Source organism: Acinetobacter sp. YH12105, assembly GCF_013419095.1.
Classification (GTDB): Bacteria; Pseudomonadota; Gammaproteobacteria; order Pseudomonadales; family Moraxellaceae; genus Acinetobacter; species Acinetobacter pseudolwoffii.
Genome location: NZ_VPAU01000006.1, coordinates 137,373 through 155,209 on the forward strand (window position 1 = coordinate 137,373; position 17,837 = coordinate 155,209).

The following is a 17,837-nucleotide window of genomic DNA, read 5'->3' on the forward strand; positions in this document are numbered from 1 at the left end:
TTGCAAAAAGAGGCCATGACCAGAGTATGGTTTAAGCCGCTCATCGCGATTGATTTGTTCTATTTTCCTGGGTCTTAGCGTGCCCGATGCAGCAGGTAACCCCCAATACCGAACATGATCAGAATCGGAATAAAGACAAACCATGCCGGAGATGGCGCATAGACCAGACTGGCATAGCCGAGGAAATCCTGTAGATAGAAAAAGCCCAGACCGGCAAATAAGGCAATCACCAGACGAAAACCCATGGATTGCTGACGCAGCGGCCCGAAAATAAATGAACAGGCAATCACCACCAGTGCAATCAGGGCAAAAGGAGAACCGAGTTTCTGCCAGAAAGCCAGTTGATAGGTTTTTGGCACCTGACTATATTCATGCATATAACTTGTGAAACTGATCAGTTGGCTCGGTGACAAGTCTTCAGGATCGATGGTGACCATATGCACATATTTTGGCTGTAATGCCAGTGCCAAAGGTTGCTGTTCCTGCTTGATCAGGGTAGCACTACCATTTTGCAGAATATCGAACTGCTCGGTATTGCTTAATGTCCAGGAGCCATCTGTGACGAATTCGCCCTGATCCGCTTGCAAGGTGCCGCGTAAGCGATAATTTTCATCAAAATCCAGCATCTGCACATTTTTCAGCTGACCTTGCGAATTGGCATAATCAATATAAATAAAGCGCTGCCCTTCCCGTGTCCAGTAACCCCGCACTTCGCCCAGTTGCGCGGCTTTACTCGAACTTTTTACGCTCTTGGCCTGTTCATTGGTATAAGGAATCACCCACTCGCTCAAGGCAAATGACAAGACCACCAGCAGTAATGCTGAACGGATCACCCAGCCAACAATCCGCCACAGACTGATCCCGATCGAGCGCATCACAATCAGTTCACTATTTGAGGCTAATGTGCCCAAACCTAAAACCGCACCGATCAGCGCCGAGATCGGCAGAATTTCATAAAGATAATTCGGAGCACCCCAGAGCACATATTTCAAGGCATCCCAGGCGCCATAACCTTCTTTTAGTGAGCCCAGCTCACCCAGATAAGTAAATAACACCTGTAAACCCGCCAACACAGCGGTTGCACCCAGCATCGCCAGCGCAGTGGTTTGGGTCACATGTTTTGCAACTATACGACGTGCCAACATTATTAAGACCTCACTCGCTGAATCTGTTTCTTGATTTTCGGGGCCAAATTCTGTTTACGTGAGAACAAGGCACCCGCAATCGCATAAGCAATCAGGATCAATGGATAAGCCCAGATCCCCATTTCCTCTTTACTGATCCGGGTTTTCACGGCCATTAACGCCACAATCAGACTAGCAAAAATCATGAGCGCCGGAAATAACTTGAGATAACGACCTTGGCGTGGACTCACTTCAGACAAGGCCACGGCCAGAATCAAAGCAATCAGAATCGCAAATGGTACAAATACCCGCCAGCCTAATTCACTGGCCACCACAGGATCCTGACGGTTCTGCCACAATTGCGAGGTTGGCAGGGCTTCAACTTCAGCACTGGCAAACTGTGCTTCCTCATCATTTTCTAAACGCAGACGATAGCTTGCAAATTCAGCCTGGGTATATTGCGGAGTGCCCGGATAAATTTCATAACGGCGACCTTGAACCAGATCGACCACATTGGCCGCATCATTTGGCACCTCGATGCGGGTGGCTTCCTGGGCCAGAATCATCACATCCGGTTTACCGGGTTTTTCTGCCCGCTGATAGAAGAAAATATCTTTTAAGTTCTTGCGGTCTTCAGACAGATCACCGGCATAAATGGTATAGGGGCCAGAGGAAATAAATTCTTTGGGTCGTACCAGATCAAAGCCGGTGCGTACCGCCTGACTGGTGGTCAGCGCTTCAAACTGGCGGATTCCCCATGGCGCTGCCCAGAGCATCAAGCCGGCTTGGGTAATGAGAAACACCAAGGTCATCGGCACCAGAAGGCGCGCCAATTGATGCCGGCTGACACCACTGCCATTCATCACCGCCATTTCATGGTCGACATATAAACGGCCAAATACCAGCATCAGGCCAATAAAGAAACCGAGCGGAAGAATCAAGGTTAAAAACTCAGGCAGACGGTAGCCAATGATGCTAAATAAAATGCCTGCATCCAGACGGCCTTGCGCTGCGACACCAAAATACTTGATCAGTCGGCCACCCATCATGATCAAGGTCAATAAGGCAATCACCACCAAGGATGTCGAGACAACTTGCTTGACCAGATAACGCCGAATAATCAAATTAATTCTTCCAAAATAAGGTCTATAAAACGAGTGCTAGTTTACCCGAATAGCAAAAATATAAAACCTAGACGGCCCTACCCATTGAAACTCTATTCAGATAAATGGTTCAATGACTGAATGATTTACAAATCTAGACAGGCGTGAAAACAGAATATGAAACTTACAATTAATACGTCATTCCCAGAGAATGGATCAAGTCAATCTTTGTTGATTTTAGTTGACTCAGAACAACTTCAAAATACCACCTCAACCTATCAAATCAACAATTTAGACAAATTAATTGAAGCATCTCAGTTCAAAGCAGCTTTGGCTGAAAGTCTGAGCCTGATTGGCCAAGTCAGCCAGTCCAGCCATGCAGCACTGATCGGTTTAGGCAAAGTCGCTGAATTGCAACCAGCAAAACTCGCAAAAATTGCCCAGACTATTATTCAGGCCACTCAAAAAAAATTCAAACAGATTTCTGTAGACCTGACACAACTTCCACAAGAATTGCATTATCTGTTTGCTCTGGCTTTGACTCAAGCCAGCTATGGTTATGATGAATATAAGTCGAAAAAGAATGAATTTGTACTTGAACAGATCGACCTGATTGCCACGCATAGCGTTTTAACGACAGAACAGCTGCAACTGGTTCAAGCAGTACAGAGCGGGCAAAACCTGGCGCGTGATCTGGGCAACCGTCCGGGCAATATCTGTTTCCCGGAATATCTGGCAGATCAGGCCATCGCCTTGGCTGCTGAATATCCGGATTTACTGAAAGTCACGGTACTGGATGAACAACAGATGGCAGATTTAGGCATGGGTGCCTTCCTTGCAGTCAGCCAGGGTTCAGAGCGTCCGGGTCGTATTATCAGCATTGAATATCAATCAGAGCGTAGTGAAGCGCCAGTGGTCCTGGTCGGTAAAGGCATTACCTTTGATACCGGTGGTATTTCACTCAAACCTGGCGCAGGTATGGATGAAATGAAATACGACATGTGCGGTGCAGCCTCTGTACTGGGTACCATGCGTGCATTGTGTGAGTCCCGCTTAGCTCTGCATGTGGTAGGAACCATTGCCGCAGCAGAAAATATGCCTTCTGGTAAAGCCACTCGTCCGGGTGACATCGTCACGACGATGAGCGGTCAAACGGTTGAAATCCTGAATACCGATGCCGAAGGTCGTCTGGTGTTATGTGACACCCTGACCTATGTGAAACGTTTCAACCCTGCTCTGGTGATTGATATTGCGACCTTGACCGGTGCATGTGTGGTGGCTTTGGGTTCCGTGCTGACAGGTCTGTTCACACCAGATGATAAATTGGCAGCAGAACTGGAAACTGCCGGCCAGCATTCATTTGACCGGGTATGGCGTATGCCGGTCATAGATGACTATCAGGAACAACTCGATTCACCATTTGCCGATATTGGCAATATCGGTGGCCCAAAAGCTGGTTCTGTCACTGCAGCCTGCTTCTTGCAGCGTTTTACCCGTGAATATCGCTGGGCACATCTGGATGTTGCAGGTACAGCATGGAACTCAGGTGCCAATAAAGGCGCAACTGGGCGTCCAGTGCCATTATTGATGCAGTTCCTGGCCAACCGCGTTCAAACGAATGGCTAAGGTCAGCTTTTATTTATTTGAAAAAAGTCCTGAACGACAAGTCGAAAGTGCTTGTCGTTTATGCCGCAAGATTCTGCGCCAGCCGGCGCGGATCTGGTTACTATGTGCCGATGCAGCGTTACAACAGCAGCTGGATGAACGCCTGTGGAGCTTTGATCGCGCGAGTTTTATTCCGCATGGTATTGATCAGCCTGAGGCGAGCGTGTGTATTTCGGCAACATTGCCTGAACAGTCCGACTGGATTATTTTCAATTTTAATCCGGAAGCACTTGAACCTTACGCAAAATTTAGTCACATTATTGAGATCATTGAAAACCATGAAACGGCTAAACAGCTGGGTCGTGAAAAATTCAAACAATATCGTCGTTTAGGTATTGAGCCCAACACCCATAAGCTTTAACCGATATCACCCACAAGGAGAGGCATGTGGCATTAAATGTAGGTCCAGATTTTAAACAGCGCTGGTTAAATGTGCCGGAAGCTGTACGTCAGACCTTTATCGATGACCTCTCTCGGATCTGTGACATTTTAAAGCCTGAAACCTCTTTAGAAGAATGGCAGATTCGTGATCAGCGCTTACAGCAGGAATCTGAACGCAAGATTGAAGAAGCCTATGCGCAGCGCAAGGCTGAATTGATTGAGGCTGCACGTATTCGCAGACAGCTGGCACTCGAACAGGCTCTGGCCGATAAACGTGCCGCAGAGCAGGCTGCGATTGCACAGCTATATCAGGATGAACAGCGTAAATTTGCTGAGCAGACCCAAGCCCTCGCTGACATAAACCTCAGTCTAGAGACAGAAATGCAGCACTATGTTGCCCGTTATCAGAAAAATCCTGAGCATAGTTTTGACTTTGCCCAAGGTCGTATCCAGATTCAAGACCACACCATTTTATCCGAATTAGAGAGTGTGCGTTTGCGTCTGGAACTTGAGGCAGAAACGGTGATTGAACAGACCATCAATGCACTAAGAGAACAAATGCGTGTGGCGGCCCAAGAAGAAATCGACTACATACTGAAAAATTCAGAATTTTCCGGGCAAGTGAGACCTGATTAAAAATCCCAACTCATATAAAAAGCCCGCTCATTCGGTAATGCTGATCAGTTAAGGAGTTTAGAAATAGATGCTTTAACTGTTTAGCCGTTCACGATGGAGCCTTAAGGTTTTACATCAAACATCTGTAAATTATTGGTTAATTTGGTTTTGCCCAAATGAGAAGCGGAGCTTCGCAAGGAGGACATCTTGCGGTGCAATTCACCGCATGCCTCAGACAGTTGCGGATGACCTTTCCATCCATCAAATATAATTATGAATTTAAAAAAGAAAATACCAGTCAATTGCTTAACTGACTGGCATTCGGCTGATTCGGGCTTTTTAGTTTGATCTTTTAGAGCACATCGGCCAGCATAAAGGCAGCATTTCCAAGCAAATAGCCAATACTTAATAAAGTACCAATCCAGAGAATACCACCCGTAATATTATAAAAGCTGAATGTGGCAAAACTCATATGGGCTGAACCGGCGGCAAAAGGACCAAATGAACGAACAAAGGGAATAAAACGGGCAATCAGAATGGTTTTACCGCCATGTTTCATAAAATAGTGATTGGTTTTCACCATATATTCCGGCTTGAAATAGCGTGAATGCCGATTAAAATATTTTAGGCCCAGCACTTTTCCAGTGTAATAATTCACGGTGTAGCCGAGTACCGATGCAGTAAAGAGCAGTAATCCCATCGAATGCAGGGTCAATATATCGCTGCTGGCACATAAAGCTCCTACAGCCAGCAATAAACTGTCACCGGGCAGAAAAAAGAAAAATACTGAGCCGGTTTCCGCAAAAATCACCAGAAACAGGATCGCGTAGATCCATACCCCATATTGATCAAGCAATAGCGGTAATGACTGTTCCAAGTTGAGTAAAAAATCGAGCATTCGACCTGTCCACCAAGGCAATATTTGCAAATTGAATTGCTGATTATCCCGAAAAATAAAAAAACAGTCTAATTTTTCAATCAGACTGTTCAGTATTCAAGCATTCCACTTATTTTAAAAAGCCATTTTCAGCCAGAAAATCCATGCTGATCTTAGACTGTTCAGTGGTATCTGCGGCTTTATCACCGAGCAATAAACGCTCGATATAACGTGCCAGCACATCCACTTCCAGATTGACCTTGCTACCCACTTTCCAGGTACCGATATTGGTACGTTCAGCCGTATGCGGAATCAAGTTCAGACTAATCACACAGCCACGCAAGTGATTAATGGTCAGGCTAATACCATCGACTGTGACCGAACCTTTTTCTGCCAGATATCTGGCAATTTCAGCCGGTGCAGTGACTTCATAATAAATCGAGCGTGCATCTGCACGCACCAAAGTGATCTCGCCGACTGCATCGACATGACCTGAAACAATATGGCCGCCAAAACGCGTAGTCGGCAACATGGCTTTTTCGACGTTAACAGGTTGACCGGCTTTCCAGTTGCCCAGTGTCGTCCGGTTCAGACTTTCACGGGACACATCAGCTGCATACCAGTTTTCGCCCCAGTCGATGACTGTCAGGCAGATGCCATTTGTAGCAATAGAATCACCCAGATGTACATCCGACATGTCCAGGTCAGTCTGGATACGTAAACGTACATCACCACCCACAATTCGCAGACTGTCTACTTTGCCGAGGCTTTCGATAATACCTGTAAACATTTTTATTTCCTTTTCTATTCTTTTACCAGAGTGCCAACTGGGTACTGACACCGGTGGTATCCACACCGCCCAATTCTGCATAATGATGCAACTGGCTGAGGAGTTGACGGATCGGTGGACCTGACCTGGCATGGGTATCGGTAATCACAATAAATTCCAGTACGCGTGCACGTTCAGATTGGCGCTGTTTGCTGACCCGATAACGTGGTACATCCTGAGTCAGCAAGGTCACCCGGCCACGTTTCAGGTTGGCCTGCAATAAATCAGTGGCGCTGATATTACCATCCGTTGAATAACTGGTCAGAATGAAACGCGCATTGATGGTCGCCAACAAGTTTTCATAGGCTTCTTTGGCATATTTGGAAGAGTTGTACTGGCTCGGACGCTCTTTGCGCCATGCCCGGTCAATCCCGCTCTTGAAGCCCTTGGTATCTGGCGTCGGTAAATCGGCCTGATCCCATAAGGTCAAAGCATTCAGGACATGGTAATTACTGCTATAGGCATGCTGATTATACGGTGGATCCAGATAAGCCACATCTACTTCAAAACCGCTCATCTGATTGGCCAGATGCTGGGCATCGACACACCACATTTCGGCAGCCATACCTTTCTTCTGATCCGACTCGCAAAAGCGGCTTGGGGTCAGCCACAGTAAAGATTCAATCCGTTCCAGCGCCGTTTGGGTTTTTCCGCCCCAGCCGTGGTGGAAACTCTTGAAAACGCCCGAGGTATTGCTGACAAAACTGGCTGAATACAGTAATGGTGCCAGCAAGGCAGACATCTCTACATCGTCAATGGCACCTTGGGCCTGCCAAGCTGCAATCTGCTGACGAATCGCATCAATACGCATGCCGTTACGACGTTTAAAGAACAAACGGTCACGGGCGGGATCATAAATTTCATCATTGCGCGGACACAGGTTATGCGTGACCCAGCCTTTCACTTCCGGCAGACGGTTCAGATAATCAATGGCTTTCTGATAGCCACCCAATTCTTTAAACGCCGGTGCTTCAGTACAGGCCAGCACCGCATGATTCAATGCATGGCTATAGGGTTCCCAGTCATTGGCAATCACGCGATAACCATTTTGACGGGCTAAGCGTGATACCACACCAGAACCAGCAAAAAAATCAGCAAAAATCGGCGCACGGCCATCTTCACGCTTCAGAGTTCCTGTAATTTCAAGTGCTTCCAGAATCAAATGTAATAAACGGCGTTTGTTGCCCAGATAAGGAACCAGCTGATGGAAAAGATATTCATCGGTGGTACGTGCCGCATGGCGACGTTTATGATAAACCGTAGACTCTGAACTCATAGTGTCTCTTGAAAAGGAATTAACCTGAAGCGCACGTCATCACCCAAGCGGGTCACATCGCGCAGCTTAAATCGGAGTTGTTCTGCCATAAGGCTGAATTCTGCATTAAACATAGTACGTGCAGACTGACCCAATAAAGTCGGTGCAACGTAACTGATCAGTTCATCAACCAATTGTTCTTGTAAAAATGCCGTAGATAAGGTCGCCCCTGCTTCCACCAAGACATCATAAATCTGATGCTGCTCAGCCAGCTGGGACAATAATTGTTTTAAAGGCTGTACCGGCAATTGTAACACACCCAGATCGGCCAGCTCTTGCCGAAAAGGTCCCATCACCAACACGGTGTCGGCTTGCGCTAGAATTTTCGCCGTTAATGGCAAACGCCCCTGACGATCCAAAATGATACGCTTGGGCTGTACTACTGTTTCAATATCTTCAATGCCATCGAGTTGCCGCACATTCAGCTGACAGTCATCGGCCAGAACTGTTTCAATCCCAGTGATGACTGCACCGGAAATGGCCCGCCAATACTGCACGTCCTGACGCGCCTCGGCTCCGGTAATCCATTTCGATTCACCGGATGCCATCGCCGTACGGCCATCCAGACTGGATGCAATTTTAAGTCGCACATACGGCATGCCGGTCGCCATGGCTTTCAGGAAACCTTGATTCAGCTGATGCGCTTGTTCCTGACCAATCCCGACTTCAACATCGATACCGGCATCTTTTAAAATCTGTACACCCTTGCCCGCCACCAGCGGATTTGGATCAGGACAGGCCACGACCACTTTAGCCACACCAGCTTCAACCAGACCCTTGGCACATGGCGGCGTTCGCCCATAATGCGCACACGGCTCCAAAGTGACATACGCGGTTGCACCACGTGCCTGCTCACTAGCCTGACGCAGCGCGAATACTTCAGCATGCGGCTGCCCTGCTTGAGGATGAAAACCCTCACCGATAATGACGCCATCTTTGACAATGACACAGCCGACATTCGGATTGGGCTTGGTCGAGTATTGACCTTGCTGGGCAAGCTGAATTGCGCGGCGCATCCAGACTTGATCTTGATTCAGTTCAGACATGCTTATTCTTGTGATTCTCGCTGTTGCATCTGTTCAATTTGATGACGAAAAGCTTCAACATCCTGGAAATCCTGATAAACCGAAGCGAAACGCACATAGGCCACGTGATCGAGTGCGAATAAAGACTGCATGACAATTTCACCGATGGTACGCGATTTCACATCACGCTCACCCAAACGGCGAATCTGTAACTGGATATCGCTCAAAACTGTTTCAATCTGCTCTTGGGTTACCGGACGTTTCTGCAAGGCATGCATCAGGGAACGACGTAATTTGGCTTCATCAAAGGGTTCATTCTTGCCATCCGATTTAATCACGCGCGGCATCACCACTTCATAACTTTCAAAAGTCGTAAAACGTTCATTACAACTGACACATTCACGGCGACGACGAATCTGACAGCCTTCAGCTGCCAGGCGTGAATCAATCACTTTACTGTCGGCAGTATTGCAAAATGGGCAATGCATAGCGGTTTAATTGAACAAATCCAGATGGATTCCGAGTGTAGCAAAAATTGCAAACTTTGTAGAGTCTTACGCAACATATAGAAAAAAAACAGCCCATTTGGGCTGTTTTGCACTATATATTGATTATTGTGTGTTTATTATTATTCGACACGTTCACCATGCTGGCTCAAATCCAGACCCATGCGCTCATCATCAGATGCGACACGGATACCAATGATCAAGTCAATCACTTTCAGGATGATGAAGGTCATGATGGCAGAGTAAGCGATGGTCGCAAGTACACCTTCAACTTGAACCCAAAGCTGGCTCATCATGTTGGCTGGCGCAGCATCCCCCATAATGAATTCGCTGGCAAAAAAAGCGGTCAAAATTGCACCGACCACACCACCTACACCATGTAGGCCAAACGCATCTAAAGAATCATCGGCTTTCAAGGCACGTTTCAGCGCAGTAATCCCCCAGAAACACACCACACCACCGATCAGACCCATCGCCAATGCACCACCGACAGTCACAAAACCTGCGGCTGGCGTAATCACCACCAGACCAGCAACTGCACCCGATACGCCGCCTAATACAGATGCTTTGCCACGTGCCAGTTTTTCAGTAATCAGCCAAGAGAGCGCTGCCGCTGCCGCTGCCACCTGAGTCACCACCAGCGCATAACCTGCAGAGCCGTTCGCACCCAAGGCAGAACCACCGTTGAAACCGAACCAGCCCACCCAAAGTAAAGATGCACCCACCACAGTAAGGGTCAAGTTGTGTGGCGCCATCGATTCACGGCCCAGGCCCATACGTTTGCCCAGCATATACGCTGCTACCAGACCGGCAACACCCGAGTTGATGTGAACCACTGTACCACCAGCAAAATCGAGCGCACCGTCATTACCCAACCAGCCGCCGCCCCAGACCCAGTGAGTAATCGGCGCATAGACAATCACCACCCAAAGTGCAATGAAAGCAACGAAAGCACCAAATTTCATCCGTTCTGCGATCGAACCACTAATAATTGCAACGGTAATGATGGCAAAAGTCATTTGGAAAATGACAAACAGAATTTCAGGAATGGTGCCTGAAAGCGCCTCTGTGGTAATACCGGCCAACATAAATTTGTCCAAGCTACCAATGAAGGCATTCCCTTCCCCGAAGGCCAGGGTATAACCGATAATCACCCAGACAATGCTGACGACTGCAGCGGCAATAAAGCTATGCGCCATGGTCGCCAGGACGTTTTTCTTACGGACCATACCGCCATAAAAGAGTGCTAGACCCGGAATGGTCATGAGTAAAACTAATGCGGTGGACGTTAAAACCCAGGCAGTATCACCTGTATCTAATGTTGCTTCTTCTTCTGCAGGTACTGCTGTTTCAACTGGCGCTGCTTCAGCAATTGCTGCTGGAGTATCTGCCGTATTATTCAGTGTGGTTTCGCCTGTTTCTTCAACAAGCACAATGTCTTCTGCGGGTGGTGTTGCTGTTGCAGCATTTTCAGCCCATGCAACAGAACCACCAAAAAGTGCGCCGGCCATGCCGAACGCAAGTAGCATTTTTTTCATTCGTATCCCCCAACCAAGTTTTTGTGAGTTCTTAGGTACTCAGCAAACTTCGTGCCAAGTTAAACAGCGTCTGCACCTGTTTCACCTGTACGAATACGGATGACTTGTTCTAAGTTCGTCACGAAAATTTTTCCGTCACCAATTTTTCCAGTGCTAGCAACACGCGTAATAGATTCAATGACGGAGTCAACCATGTCATCGCTAATCGCGATTTCAATTTTGACTTTCGGCAGGAAATCTACAACGTATTCAGCACCACGATAGAGTTCAGTATGGCCTTTTTGACGACCAAAGCCTTTCACTTCAGTTACAGTGATGCCTTGAACACCAATTTCAGACAATGCTTCACGAACATCATCCAATTTAAAAGGTTTTACGATTGCAGTTACGAGCTTCATGTTTGTTTTCCTTCGGCTTATTTCACCAGTAAGGTTTTACGTTCAAATTTCATGCCAAGATTCCTAAGGTCGGGGGAAATTAGAAAGCCCGGCATGCGGTTTATTTATACCTTATTTTATACTTATAAAGGTTTTGAATCTTTAAAAAACCGACATTTTTTATGTGGATTTTTACAATATCTCTTATCGATTAAGCCTATATTTTGTCTGAAATACTAGGGTCTGTATTCGAGCAATGCTAAACTGTCGCTTCCTTTCGATGGCGATGGATCAGACAATGATTGAAACCCTATTACAAGCAATTTTGCAGCAAGTTGAACAACCTAAGAAAGATCTGGAACAGAATATTCGTGCTCTATTAAATGAAGCTGTGACAAAAATGGACCTGGTGTCCAAAGAAGAAATTGAACGTCAACGTACTGCCCTCGATAATGCCAATCATCGCCTCAATGATTTGCTGAAACAGGTTGAAGCCTTAGAAGATAAAATTTCGAATAAAAAATAAGCACAAGTACAGTGCACAAAAGACCTAAGACCGATAAAAATAATGCACTAAATTGGAACAATAATAATGTCTTTTGCCAAAATTTATACACGAGGCTTGCTTGGCCTGCACGCGCCTTTAATTGAAGTCGAAGTTCATGTCAGTTCCGGCATGCCTTCACTCACGATTGTGGGGCTTCCTGAAGCCGCAGTCCGGGAAAGTAAAGACCGGGTGCGTTCTGCCATTTTAAATAGTGGCTTTCAGTTTCCGACCAAACGCCTGACCATTAATCTGGCTCCAGCAGATCTACCGAAAGATGGTTCGCGTCTGGATTTACCGATTGCTTTAGGTATTTTGGTCGCCTCCGGACAGCTTCCGGAAAACTGCACCGATGATCTTGAGTTTATTGGAGAATTGGCTCTCGATGGTCAACTTCGCCCAGTCACAGGGATCCTGAGCATTGCGATTGCCTGTCAACATGATCAGCATCAACTGATGCTGCCGGGTCCGAATGCACAAGAAGCCTGCCAACTCCCGGACTTTAAGGTCTTTGCTGCCAATCATCTAAAAGAGGTGTGTGAGCATCTTGCTCAGACGCAGTGCTTAGCAGAAATACAAACCATCCCAGTCGATACCAACCATTTTTATAAATGTGATCTTGCCGATGTCAAAGGCCAATTGCGGCCACGGCGTGCACTGGAAATTGCAGCAGCGGGTGGCCATTCCCTGCTGTTTCGAGGACCACCGGGGACAGGAAAAACCTTACTCGCATCTCGATTAGCCAGTATTTTACCGCCTTTAAAAACCCAGGAAAATCTGGAAGTTGCCAGTATTTATTCAGTCGCCAATGCCAATCATCCTTTTGGCCAGCGGCCGTTTCGAGCCCCGCATCATACTGCTTCTGCTGTTGCACTGGTCGGTGGCGGCTCACACCCCAAACCGGGTGAAATTACGCTGGCGCATTTGGGCGTGTTATTTCTGGATGAATTGCCTGAATTTGATCGAAAGGTACTGGAAGTTTTGCGCCAGCCTCTGGAAGCCAAAGAAATTGTGATTTCTCGTGCATCACGTCAGATCACTTTTCCAGCCAATTTTCAGCTGGTGGCTGCCATGAATCCCTGCCCATGCGGTTATGCCTTTAATCAGGATATTCGCTGCCAATGTTCGCCTGACAGTATCAAGCGCTATCAGAACCGGATTTCAGGGCCGCTGCTGGATCGGATTGATTTACATATTGATGTACCGCCCTTACAGGCGCATGAGTTACAGGATAATCGGCCGACAGAGGACTCTGAAACGGTCAGACAACGCGTGATAGCAGCTTATGAGATTCAGATGCAACGGCAAAATAGCTTGAATATGAGTCTGAGTCCAAAGCAGCTAGAACATTATGCTGGCTTGGATCAGACTGCCCAGAATATGCTTGAACTGGCTCAACAAAAACTGAATTTATCCGCACGTGGCTATCATCGGGTATTACGGGTGGCACGTACTATTGCTGATTTAAATCAAAGCACAGAAATCCAGAGTCAGCATCTGTCTGAAGCTTTGTCTTATCGGGGACAGCAACAGATTTAGGTCATTAAAAAAGGCGACCTAAGGTCGCCTTTTTATCTAAAGAGAATTAGAAGCTATAACCCAGTCCGAATACGACTTTATTCTTTTGTTTTTCATCAAAACGGTCATAACCACCCAAGATATAATTCATGCTTGCAGTTACACCTGTGTCACCAAGTGGCTTGCTTAAACCGATGTCAAAATGACGGAAACCGAAACTTTCCGTAGTTCCTTCAATAAAGTCACCTGATTTTTCATAAGCATATAAGCCTAAAGCTGTATCCAAGCTGAAATCTTGTGGTAAAGCATAGCTATAAGTGGCTTTTAAATAGGTATCACCTGCATTGCCCCAAGTGGTATCTTCAAGAAGGGTTTGTGCTGTAACGCCCAAATCTTTATAGCTCATACCCAATAACAGCTCAAATCCATCAGAATTGACATCAGATTCATAATAATAGTAGTAAGTCGTACCGATCGTTAAACCTAAGTCATCATTGACTGCGTGGCTATAGCCAGCATAGAAGTTATTTTCGAAAGCATCACGTCCTTCTTCAGACAAAGTGTAATCTAGCGTAGATCCCCACCAACCTGCATAGAAGCCAGACGCATGGTTATAATCGAGTCCACCTTGTAAGGTAGCGCCGCTATTTTCAGGAATGTTAGTAATACCACGCAGGTTATAGCTTGAAAGTACGCTTATATTTCCAGATACCGTATGTTCAGCAACAGGTTCTTCGGCAAAAGAAAAAGAAGATACAGCGCCCAATAAAGCAAGAGATAATACTTTTAATGTTAATTTCATTGTGTGGCTCCCCCCAGATCGTCTGAGACGTTTTTATGATCATTGATTAAACTCAAGCTCAAAATTTGCAAGAGCTATGCCAATCTGGATAAAAGGAACCAAAATAATAAATCCAAAAAGACAAATAAAACTTAAGTTATTGTTTTTAATTTAAATTATAAAAAACTGAATTATCTAGGCTTTCTTTTAAATAAATGTATTTAAGGCTATTTCATCACTTTTTTAATACTTATACATAATCATTTACAATTTGCCCCATTTTGATTCTATTTTTGTAATGATTAAAATTTGTGCTAAAAAATAGTGCGTAATTTTTGATCATATTTTTCGCACGTTTCAAAATAAACAAGCTGATCACATTCATTTCATCACTTCAGAAATATCATTTATACCTGTCAATAGAGTTATGTTTTTACTCACTTTTTACCGACAGGTTAAAAATTAATCACCTCAAATCCTGGCTATTGTTTAATTTGAGTTAAAAAAATCTAAACTTTAGTGGAATATATCCAATAAAAAATGACATTTTTTCAGCATTTCTTATACAATTCCTAAAAAATTCCGATCAATTTGTATAAGGCTCTCTTCCCAATGCAAAATTCAAAAAAATTAACATTAGCAGTTTTGATTCAGGCTGCTTTGGTTTCTACCGCTTTCGCTAGCGAGCAAAGCGAGTCTAAAGGTTTTGTAGAAGATGCTGAAGGTTCTGTACTTTTCCGGACTGGCTATTTGCACCGTGATAAAACCAATTACACTGATAACCAAACAGGTGAACGCAAAGTTGTTAATGACACAAGCTCAGCTGCTCAAACTGCGATCGTTAAATTAGACTCTGGTTTTACCAAAGGTGTAGTCGGCTTTGGTGCCGGTATTATTGGTGATGCATCTTTCAAATTGGGTGAAAATGCACATGCCGGCAATGACATGATTCCTCAACATCCCGATGGTTCAGCTTATGATCACTGGGCACGTGGTGGCGCATATGTAAAAGCACGTGTTTCAAACACGACTGCTACTTATGGTACTCAGGTTTTAGACCTACCTGTACTTGCAAGCAATACTGCGCGTTTAGTACCTGAATACTTTACAGGTGTATTGGTTGAAAGTAATGAAATCGAAAACTTAAGTCTAGTTGCTGGTAAATTTACTGAAAACCAGCGTTCAAGCCAGATCAAATCTGATGGTAATGAATTGGATCGCGCAGTAGTTTGGGGTGCAAAATACAAATTTAATGATGCAGTTAATGCTTCTTACTATGGTACAGACATTAAAGACCGCCTAGAACGTCATTATGTTAATGCAAACTATAATTATGCATTGGCGAATGGTAGTACTTTAACTCATGACTTTAGTGGTTATCATACTGATTGGGATAAAAAGTCAGATGGTGGTGCATACACTTATTCGCATACCACAAATGATCTAAATAAGTTAAGCAACAATATTTGGGCAATTTCTACGACCTATAATAAAGGCCCACACAATGTCATGCTAGCTTACCAACAAAATACAGGTAATACAGGTTATGACTATGGTTTAGGTCAAGGTGTAGGTGATGGTCATCAAACCATTTATATGCCGAACTCATACCTGTCTGACTTCATTGGTAATGATGAAAAATCAGCACAGCTTCAATACACTTACGATTTCAGTGCAATGAATGTTCCTGGCCTATCTTGGACTTCTGCATTTGTATATGGTTGGGATATTGATGTTGCTAATCAAAATGATCGCTCTCAATTAATCACTGGTGATGCTCAAGAACGTGAATTCTTTAATCAGGTAAAATATACAGTTCAATCTGGTTTTGCTAAAGATACCAGCTTACGTGTACGTCACTCATACTACCGTGCGAGTGATGAATACCAATACGGAAACTACATTGGTGACACAAACGAATGGCGTATCTGGTTAGATATTCCTGTGAAATTATTCTAATTAACTCGAAGTTCAAACCATAAAAAAACCTGCACAATGTGCAGGTTTTTTCAATTTAAGCTTTAAAAATTTAAAATCTTAAACTAACGCAAAGCAATTATTTGTTTGCTTCTGCATATGCAGCAATTGAGTCCAGTACTTCTTGTTTCGCAACATCAGCACCTTCCCAACCGCTTAACTTAACCCATTTTCCAGGCTCTAAGTCTTTGTAGTGCTGGAAGAAATGTTCAATCTGGCTAATCAACAATGGCGGAAGATCAGTATATTCCTGAATATCTTTGTAGATTGGAGTCAATTTGTCGTGTGGAACTGCAACCAGTTTCGCATCAACACCACCATCATCTTCCATGTTCAGTTTACCAACAGGACGGCAACGGATCACAGAGCCTGGCTCTACTGGGTGTGGCGTTACAACCAATACGTCAAGTGGATCACCATCAAGAGAAAGTGTATTAGGTACATAACCGTAGTTTGCTGGGTAGAACATTGCTGTACCCATGAAACGGTCTACGAATAATGCATCAGAATCTTTATCAATTTCGTATTTGATCGGTGCTGCATTGGCAGGAATTTCGATAATGACATAGATGTCGTTTGGCGCATCTTTACCCGCTGGGATATTGCTGTAGCTCATAGCATCACTCTTTAACAAGTTATATCTTTTAAAAAACCGCGACAATTATAACGGTTTTTAAAGAAATTTTTGGATTTTAAAATATCGAACTGTAAATATGTCCGCGAACTGTAATTGATTGCTTAAACGATCTTGATGATCAGCAGCAATAAAGCCACAGGACATAAGATTGAAAGCAGCCAGACGATCGAACGTAAAGTCGCCCAGTTGGCCAGATAACAAATGCCGTACAACACACGAAATACCAGATAGGCTATCCCGAAGGTCATGACCAGGGTTTGAGGAACCACCATATATTCAGCCATTAAAATAGCGGCAATAAACAATGGTAAACTTTCAAAACTATTTTGTTGAACCGCATTGGCACGGCTCGAGAGCCCGGTTGATTTTGCTAAAAACTCTCGTGGGTTCTGATTGTCTTTTGCGCTAAAGCCTGCCGATTTCTTTGCAATCAAAGTAAATACATAAGGCAAAAGACAAGCGGCTAAAATGAGATAAATCACCCCACTAATGCTGTGCATCTGTTTTTTCTCATGAAAATTTTATATCTATCATAGCATGGTGTTTCGTGAATAAATTTTGTTAAATAGAGTGTTTTTTATTACTTAAGAAGGATTCACTATGGTCGCGCCTGAGCAAAATGAAATGTTCGATGTCCTCGATAAACAGCGCCAGCATCAACGTCAAGTGGATCGCGTATTAAAAATCGTGCTGCCGATTGTGGCTTTTTTGATGGCCGTGATTTGTGCCAATATGAATATCTGGTCGCCGATCTTTAGCTTTGCCATTTTATGGATTGCCTTTTATGCCGTCGGCATCAAGCGCATGCCAATCTGGCACTGGGTGGTAGCCATTTTGATCTATTGTGTGGTCGACAATATTCTGAGTTATGGCAACTTTAACCAGACAGGATTTACCCGCCAATTTGGCACCATGTTTATTTTTCTGGGAGTGGTCGGTGTAGGACGTCCTTATTTTGACCGCTGGCTGATGAAAAAATAAAAACCTGCAAATAAAAAAAGCGCCATCAGGCGCTTTTTTTAATA

At 44.8% G+C, this 17,837-nt stretch carries 19 protein-coding genes; 7 read left to right on the forward strand and 12 right to left on the reverse strand.

Annotated features, from left to right (window positions below; translation table 11 throughout):
* Window positions 1-74: 74 nt before the first annotated feature.
* On the reverse strand, window positions 75-1,145 hold the full coding sequence (lptG, locus tag FTU44_RS07065) for an LPS export ABC transporter permease LptG (RefSeq protein WP_005094459.1): 1,071 nt from the start codon (window positions 1,143-1,145) through the stop codon (window positions 75-77).
* Between the two features lie 2 nt (window positions 1,146-1,147).
* Window positions 1,148-2,248 carry an LPS export ABC transporter permease LptF gene (lptF, locus tag FTU44_RS07070; RefSeq protein WP_180049956.1) on the reverse strand — a complete coding sequence of 367 codons (1,101 nt, stop codon included), beginning with the start codon at window positions 2,246-2,248 and terminating at the stop codon, window positions 1,148-1,150.
* A 156-nt stretch (window positions 2,249-2,404) separates the two neighbouring features.
* On the opposite strand from lptF, the gene FTU44_RS07075 reads away from it, so the two are divergent.
* The 3 genes from FTU44_RS07075 to FTU44_RS07085 are packed head-to-tail and all read left to right on the forward strand — an operon-like array spanning window position 2,405 to window position 4,909.
* On the forward strand, window positions 2,405-3,853 hold the full coding sequence (locus FTU44_RS07075; RefSeq protein ID WP_100535239.1) for a leucyl aminopeptidase: 1,449 nt from the start codon (window positions 2,405-2,407) through the stop codon (window positions 3,851-3,853).
* On the forward strand, window positions 3,846-4,253 hold the full coding sequence (locus tag FTU44_RS07080) for a DNA polymerase III subunit chi (protein ID WP_005094466.1): 408 nt from the start codon (window positions 3,846-3,848) through the stop codon (window positions 4,251-4,253). Before FTU44_RS07075 ends, FTU44_RS07080 begins: the two co-directional genes overlap by 8 nt.
* 26 nt (window positions 4,254-4,279) lie before the next feature.
* A complete protein-coding gene (locus FTU44_RS07085) occupies window positions 4,280-4,909 on the forward strand; it encodes a hypothetical protein (RefSeq protein WP_159516345.1) in 630 nt (209 codons plus the stop codon).
* 331 nt (window positions 4,910-5,240) lie between these two features.
* Here FTU44_RS07085 and FTU44_RS07090 read toward each other — a convergent pair whose 3' ends face one another.
* The 7 genes from FTU44_RS07090 to glnK form a co-directional block, all read right to left on the reverse strand.
* Window positions 5,241-5,786, reverse strand: coding sequence for a VTT domain-containing protein (locus FTU44_RS07090; RefSeq protein WP_005094471.1), 546 nt, complete (start codon window positions 5,784-5,786; stop codon window positions 5,241-5,243).
* Between the two features lie 109 nt (window positions 5,787-5,895).
* Window positions 5,896-6,555 (reverse strand): riboflavin synthase, encoded by a 660-nt coding sequence (locus FTU44_RS07095; protein WP_100329432.1) that lies wholly within the window; start codon window positions 6,553-6,555, stop codon window positions 5,896-5,898.
* Between the two features lie 22 nt (window positions 6,556-6,577).
* Window positions 6,578-7,870: a DNA adenine methylase gene (locus FTU44_RS07100; protein WP_005094477.1), complete on the reverse strand. Its 1,293-nt coding sequence runs from the start codon at window positions 7,868-7,870 to the stop codon at window positions 6,578-6,580.
* On the reverse strand, window positions 7,867-8,955 hold the full coding sequence (gene ribD, locus FTU44_RS07105; RefSeq protein WP_005169044.1) for a bifunctional diaminohydroxyphosphoribosylaminopyrimidine deaminase/5-amino-6-(5-phosphoribosylamino)uracil reductase RibD: 1,089 nt from the start codon (window positions 8,953-8,955) through the stop codon (window positions 7,867-7,869). Before ribD ends, FTU44_RS07100 begins: the two co-directional genes overlap by 4 nt.
* 2 nt (window positions 8,956-8,957) lie before the next feature.
* Window positions 8,958-9,422: a transcriptional regulator NrdR gene (gene nrdR / locus FTU44_RS07110; RefSeq protein WP_005094481.1), complete on the reverse strand. Its 465-nt coding sequence runs from the start codon at window positions 9,420-9,422 to the stop codon at window positions 8,958-8,960.
* 140 nt (window positions 9,423-9,562) lie between these two features.
* Window positions 9,563-10,978, reverse strand: coding sequence for an ammonium transporter (locus FTU44_RS07115; RefSeq protein WP_005169048.1), 1,416 nt, complete (start codon window positions 10,976-10,978; stop codon window positions 9,563-9,565).
* Window positions 10,979-11,037: 59 nt separating this feature from the next.
* A complete protein-coding gene (gene glnK / locus FTU44_RS07120; protein WP_005094485.1) occupies window positions 11,038-11,376 on the reverse strand; it encodes a P-II family nitrogen regulator in 339 nt (112 codons plus the stop codon).
* Window positions 11,377-11,653: 277 nt separating this feature from the next.
* On the opposite strand from glnK, the gene FTU44_RS07125 reads away from it, so the two are divergent.
* Window positions 11,654-11,881, forward strand: coding sequence for an accessory factor UbiK family protein (locus FTU44_RS07125; RefSeq protein ID WP_005094487.1), 228 nt, complete (start codon window positions 11,654-11,656; stop codon window positions 11,879-11,881).
* A gap of 66 nt (window positions 11,882-11,947) precedes the next feature.
* Window positions 11,948-13,438 carry a YifB family Mg chelatase-like AAA ATPase gene (locus FTU44_RS07130; protein ID WP_005094488.1) on the forward strand — a complete coding sequence of 497 codons (1,491 nt, stop codon included), beginning with the start codon at window positions 11,948-11,950 and terminating at the stop codon, window positions 13,436-13,438.
* A 46-nt stretch (window positions 13,439-13,484) separates the two neighbouring features.
* Here FTU44_RS07130 and FTU44_RS07135 read toward each other — a convergent pair whose 3' ends face one another.
* On the reverse strand, window positions 13,485-14,219 hold the full coding sequence (locus tag FTU44_RS07135) for a TorF family putative porin (RefSeq protein ID WP_085064601.1): 735 nt from the start codon (window positions 14,217-14,219) through the stop codon (window positions 13,485-13,487).
* Between the two features lie 591 nt (window positions 14,220-14,810).
* Here FTU44_RS07135 and FTU44_RS07140 point away from each other — a divergent pair.
* Complete coding sequence (locus FTU44_RS07140; RefSeq protein WP_159138522.1) at window positions 14,811-16,157, forward strand: OprD family outer membrane porin; 1,347 nt, start codon at window positions 14,811-14,813, stop codon at window positions 16,155-16,157.
* A gap of 97 nt (window positions 16,158-16,254) precedes the next feature.
* On the opposite strand, the gene ppa is transcribed toward FTU44_RS07140, so the two are convergent.
* Together ppa and FTU44_RS07150 are read right to left on the reverse strand one after the other, a co-directional pair.
* Complete coding sequence (ppa, locus tag FTU44_RS07145) at window positions 16,255-16,791, reverse strand: inorganic diphosphatase (RefSeq protein ID WP_074383675.1); 537 nt, start codon at window positions 16,789-16,791, stop codon at window positions 16,255-16,257.
* A gap of 122 nt (window positions 16,792-16,913) precedes the next feature.
* The gene (locus FTU44_RS07150) at window positions 16,914-17,312 is read right to left on the reverse strand and encodes an MAPEG family protein (protein ID WP_005094494.1); all 399 of its coding nucleotides are present in this window, start codon (window positions 17,310-17,312) and stop codon (window positions 16,914-16,916) included.
* A 100-nt stretch (window positions 17,313-17,412) separates the two neighbouring features.
* Here FTU44_RS07150 and FTU44_RS07155 point away from each other — a divergent pair, with 100 nt between their 5' ends.
* Window positions 17,413-17,793, forward strand: coding sequence for a hypothetical protein (locus FTU44_RS07155; RefSeq protein WP_005094497.1), 381 nt, complete (start codon window positions 17,413-17,415; stop codon window positions 17,791-17,793).
* The last annotated feature ends 44 nt before the right edge of the window (window positions 17,794-17,837 follow it).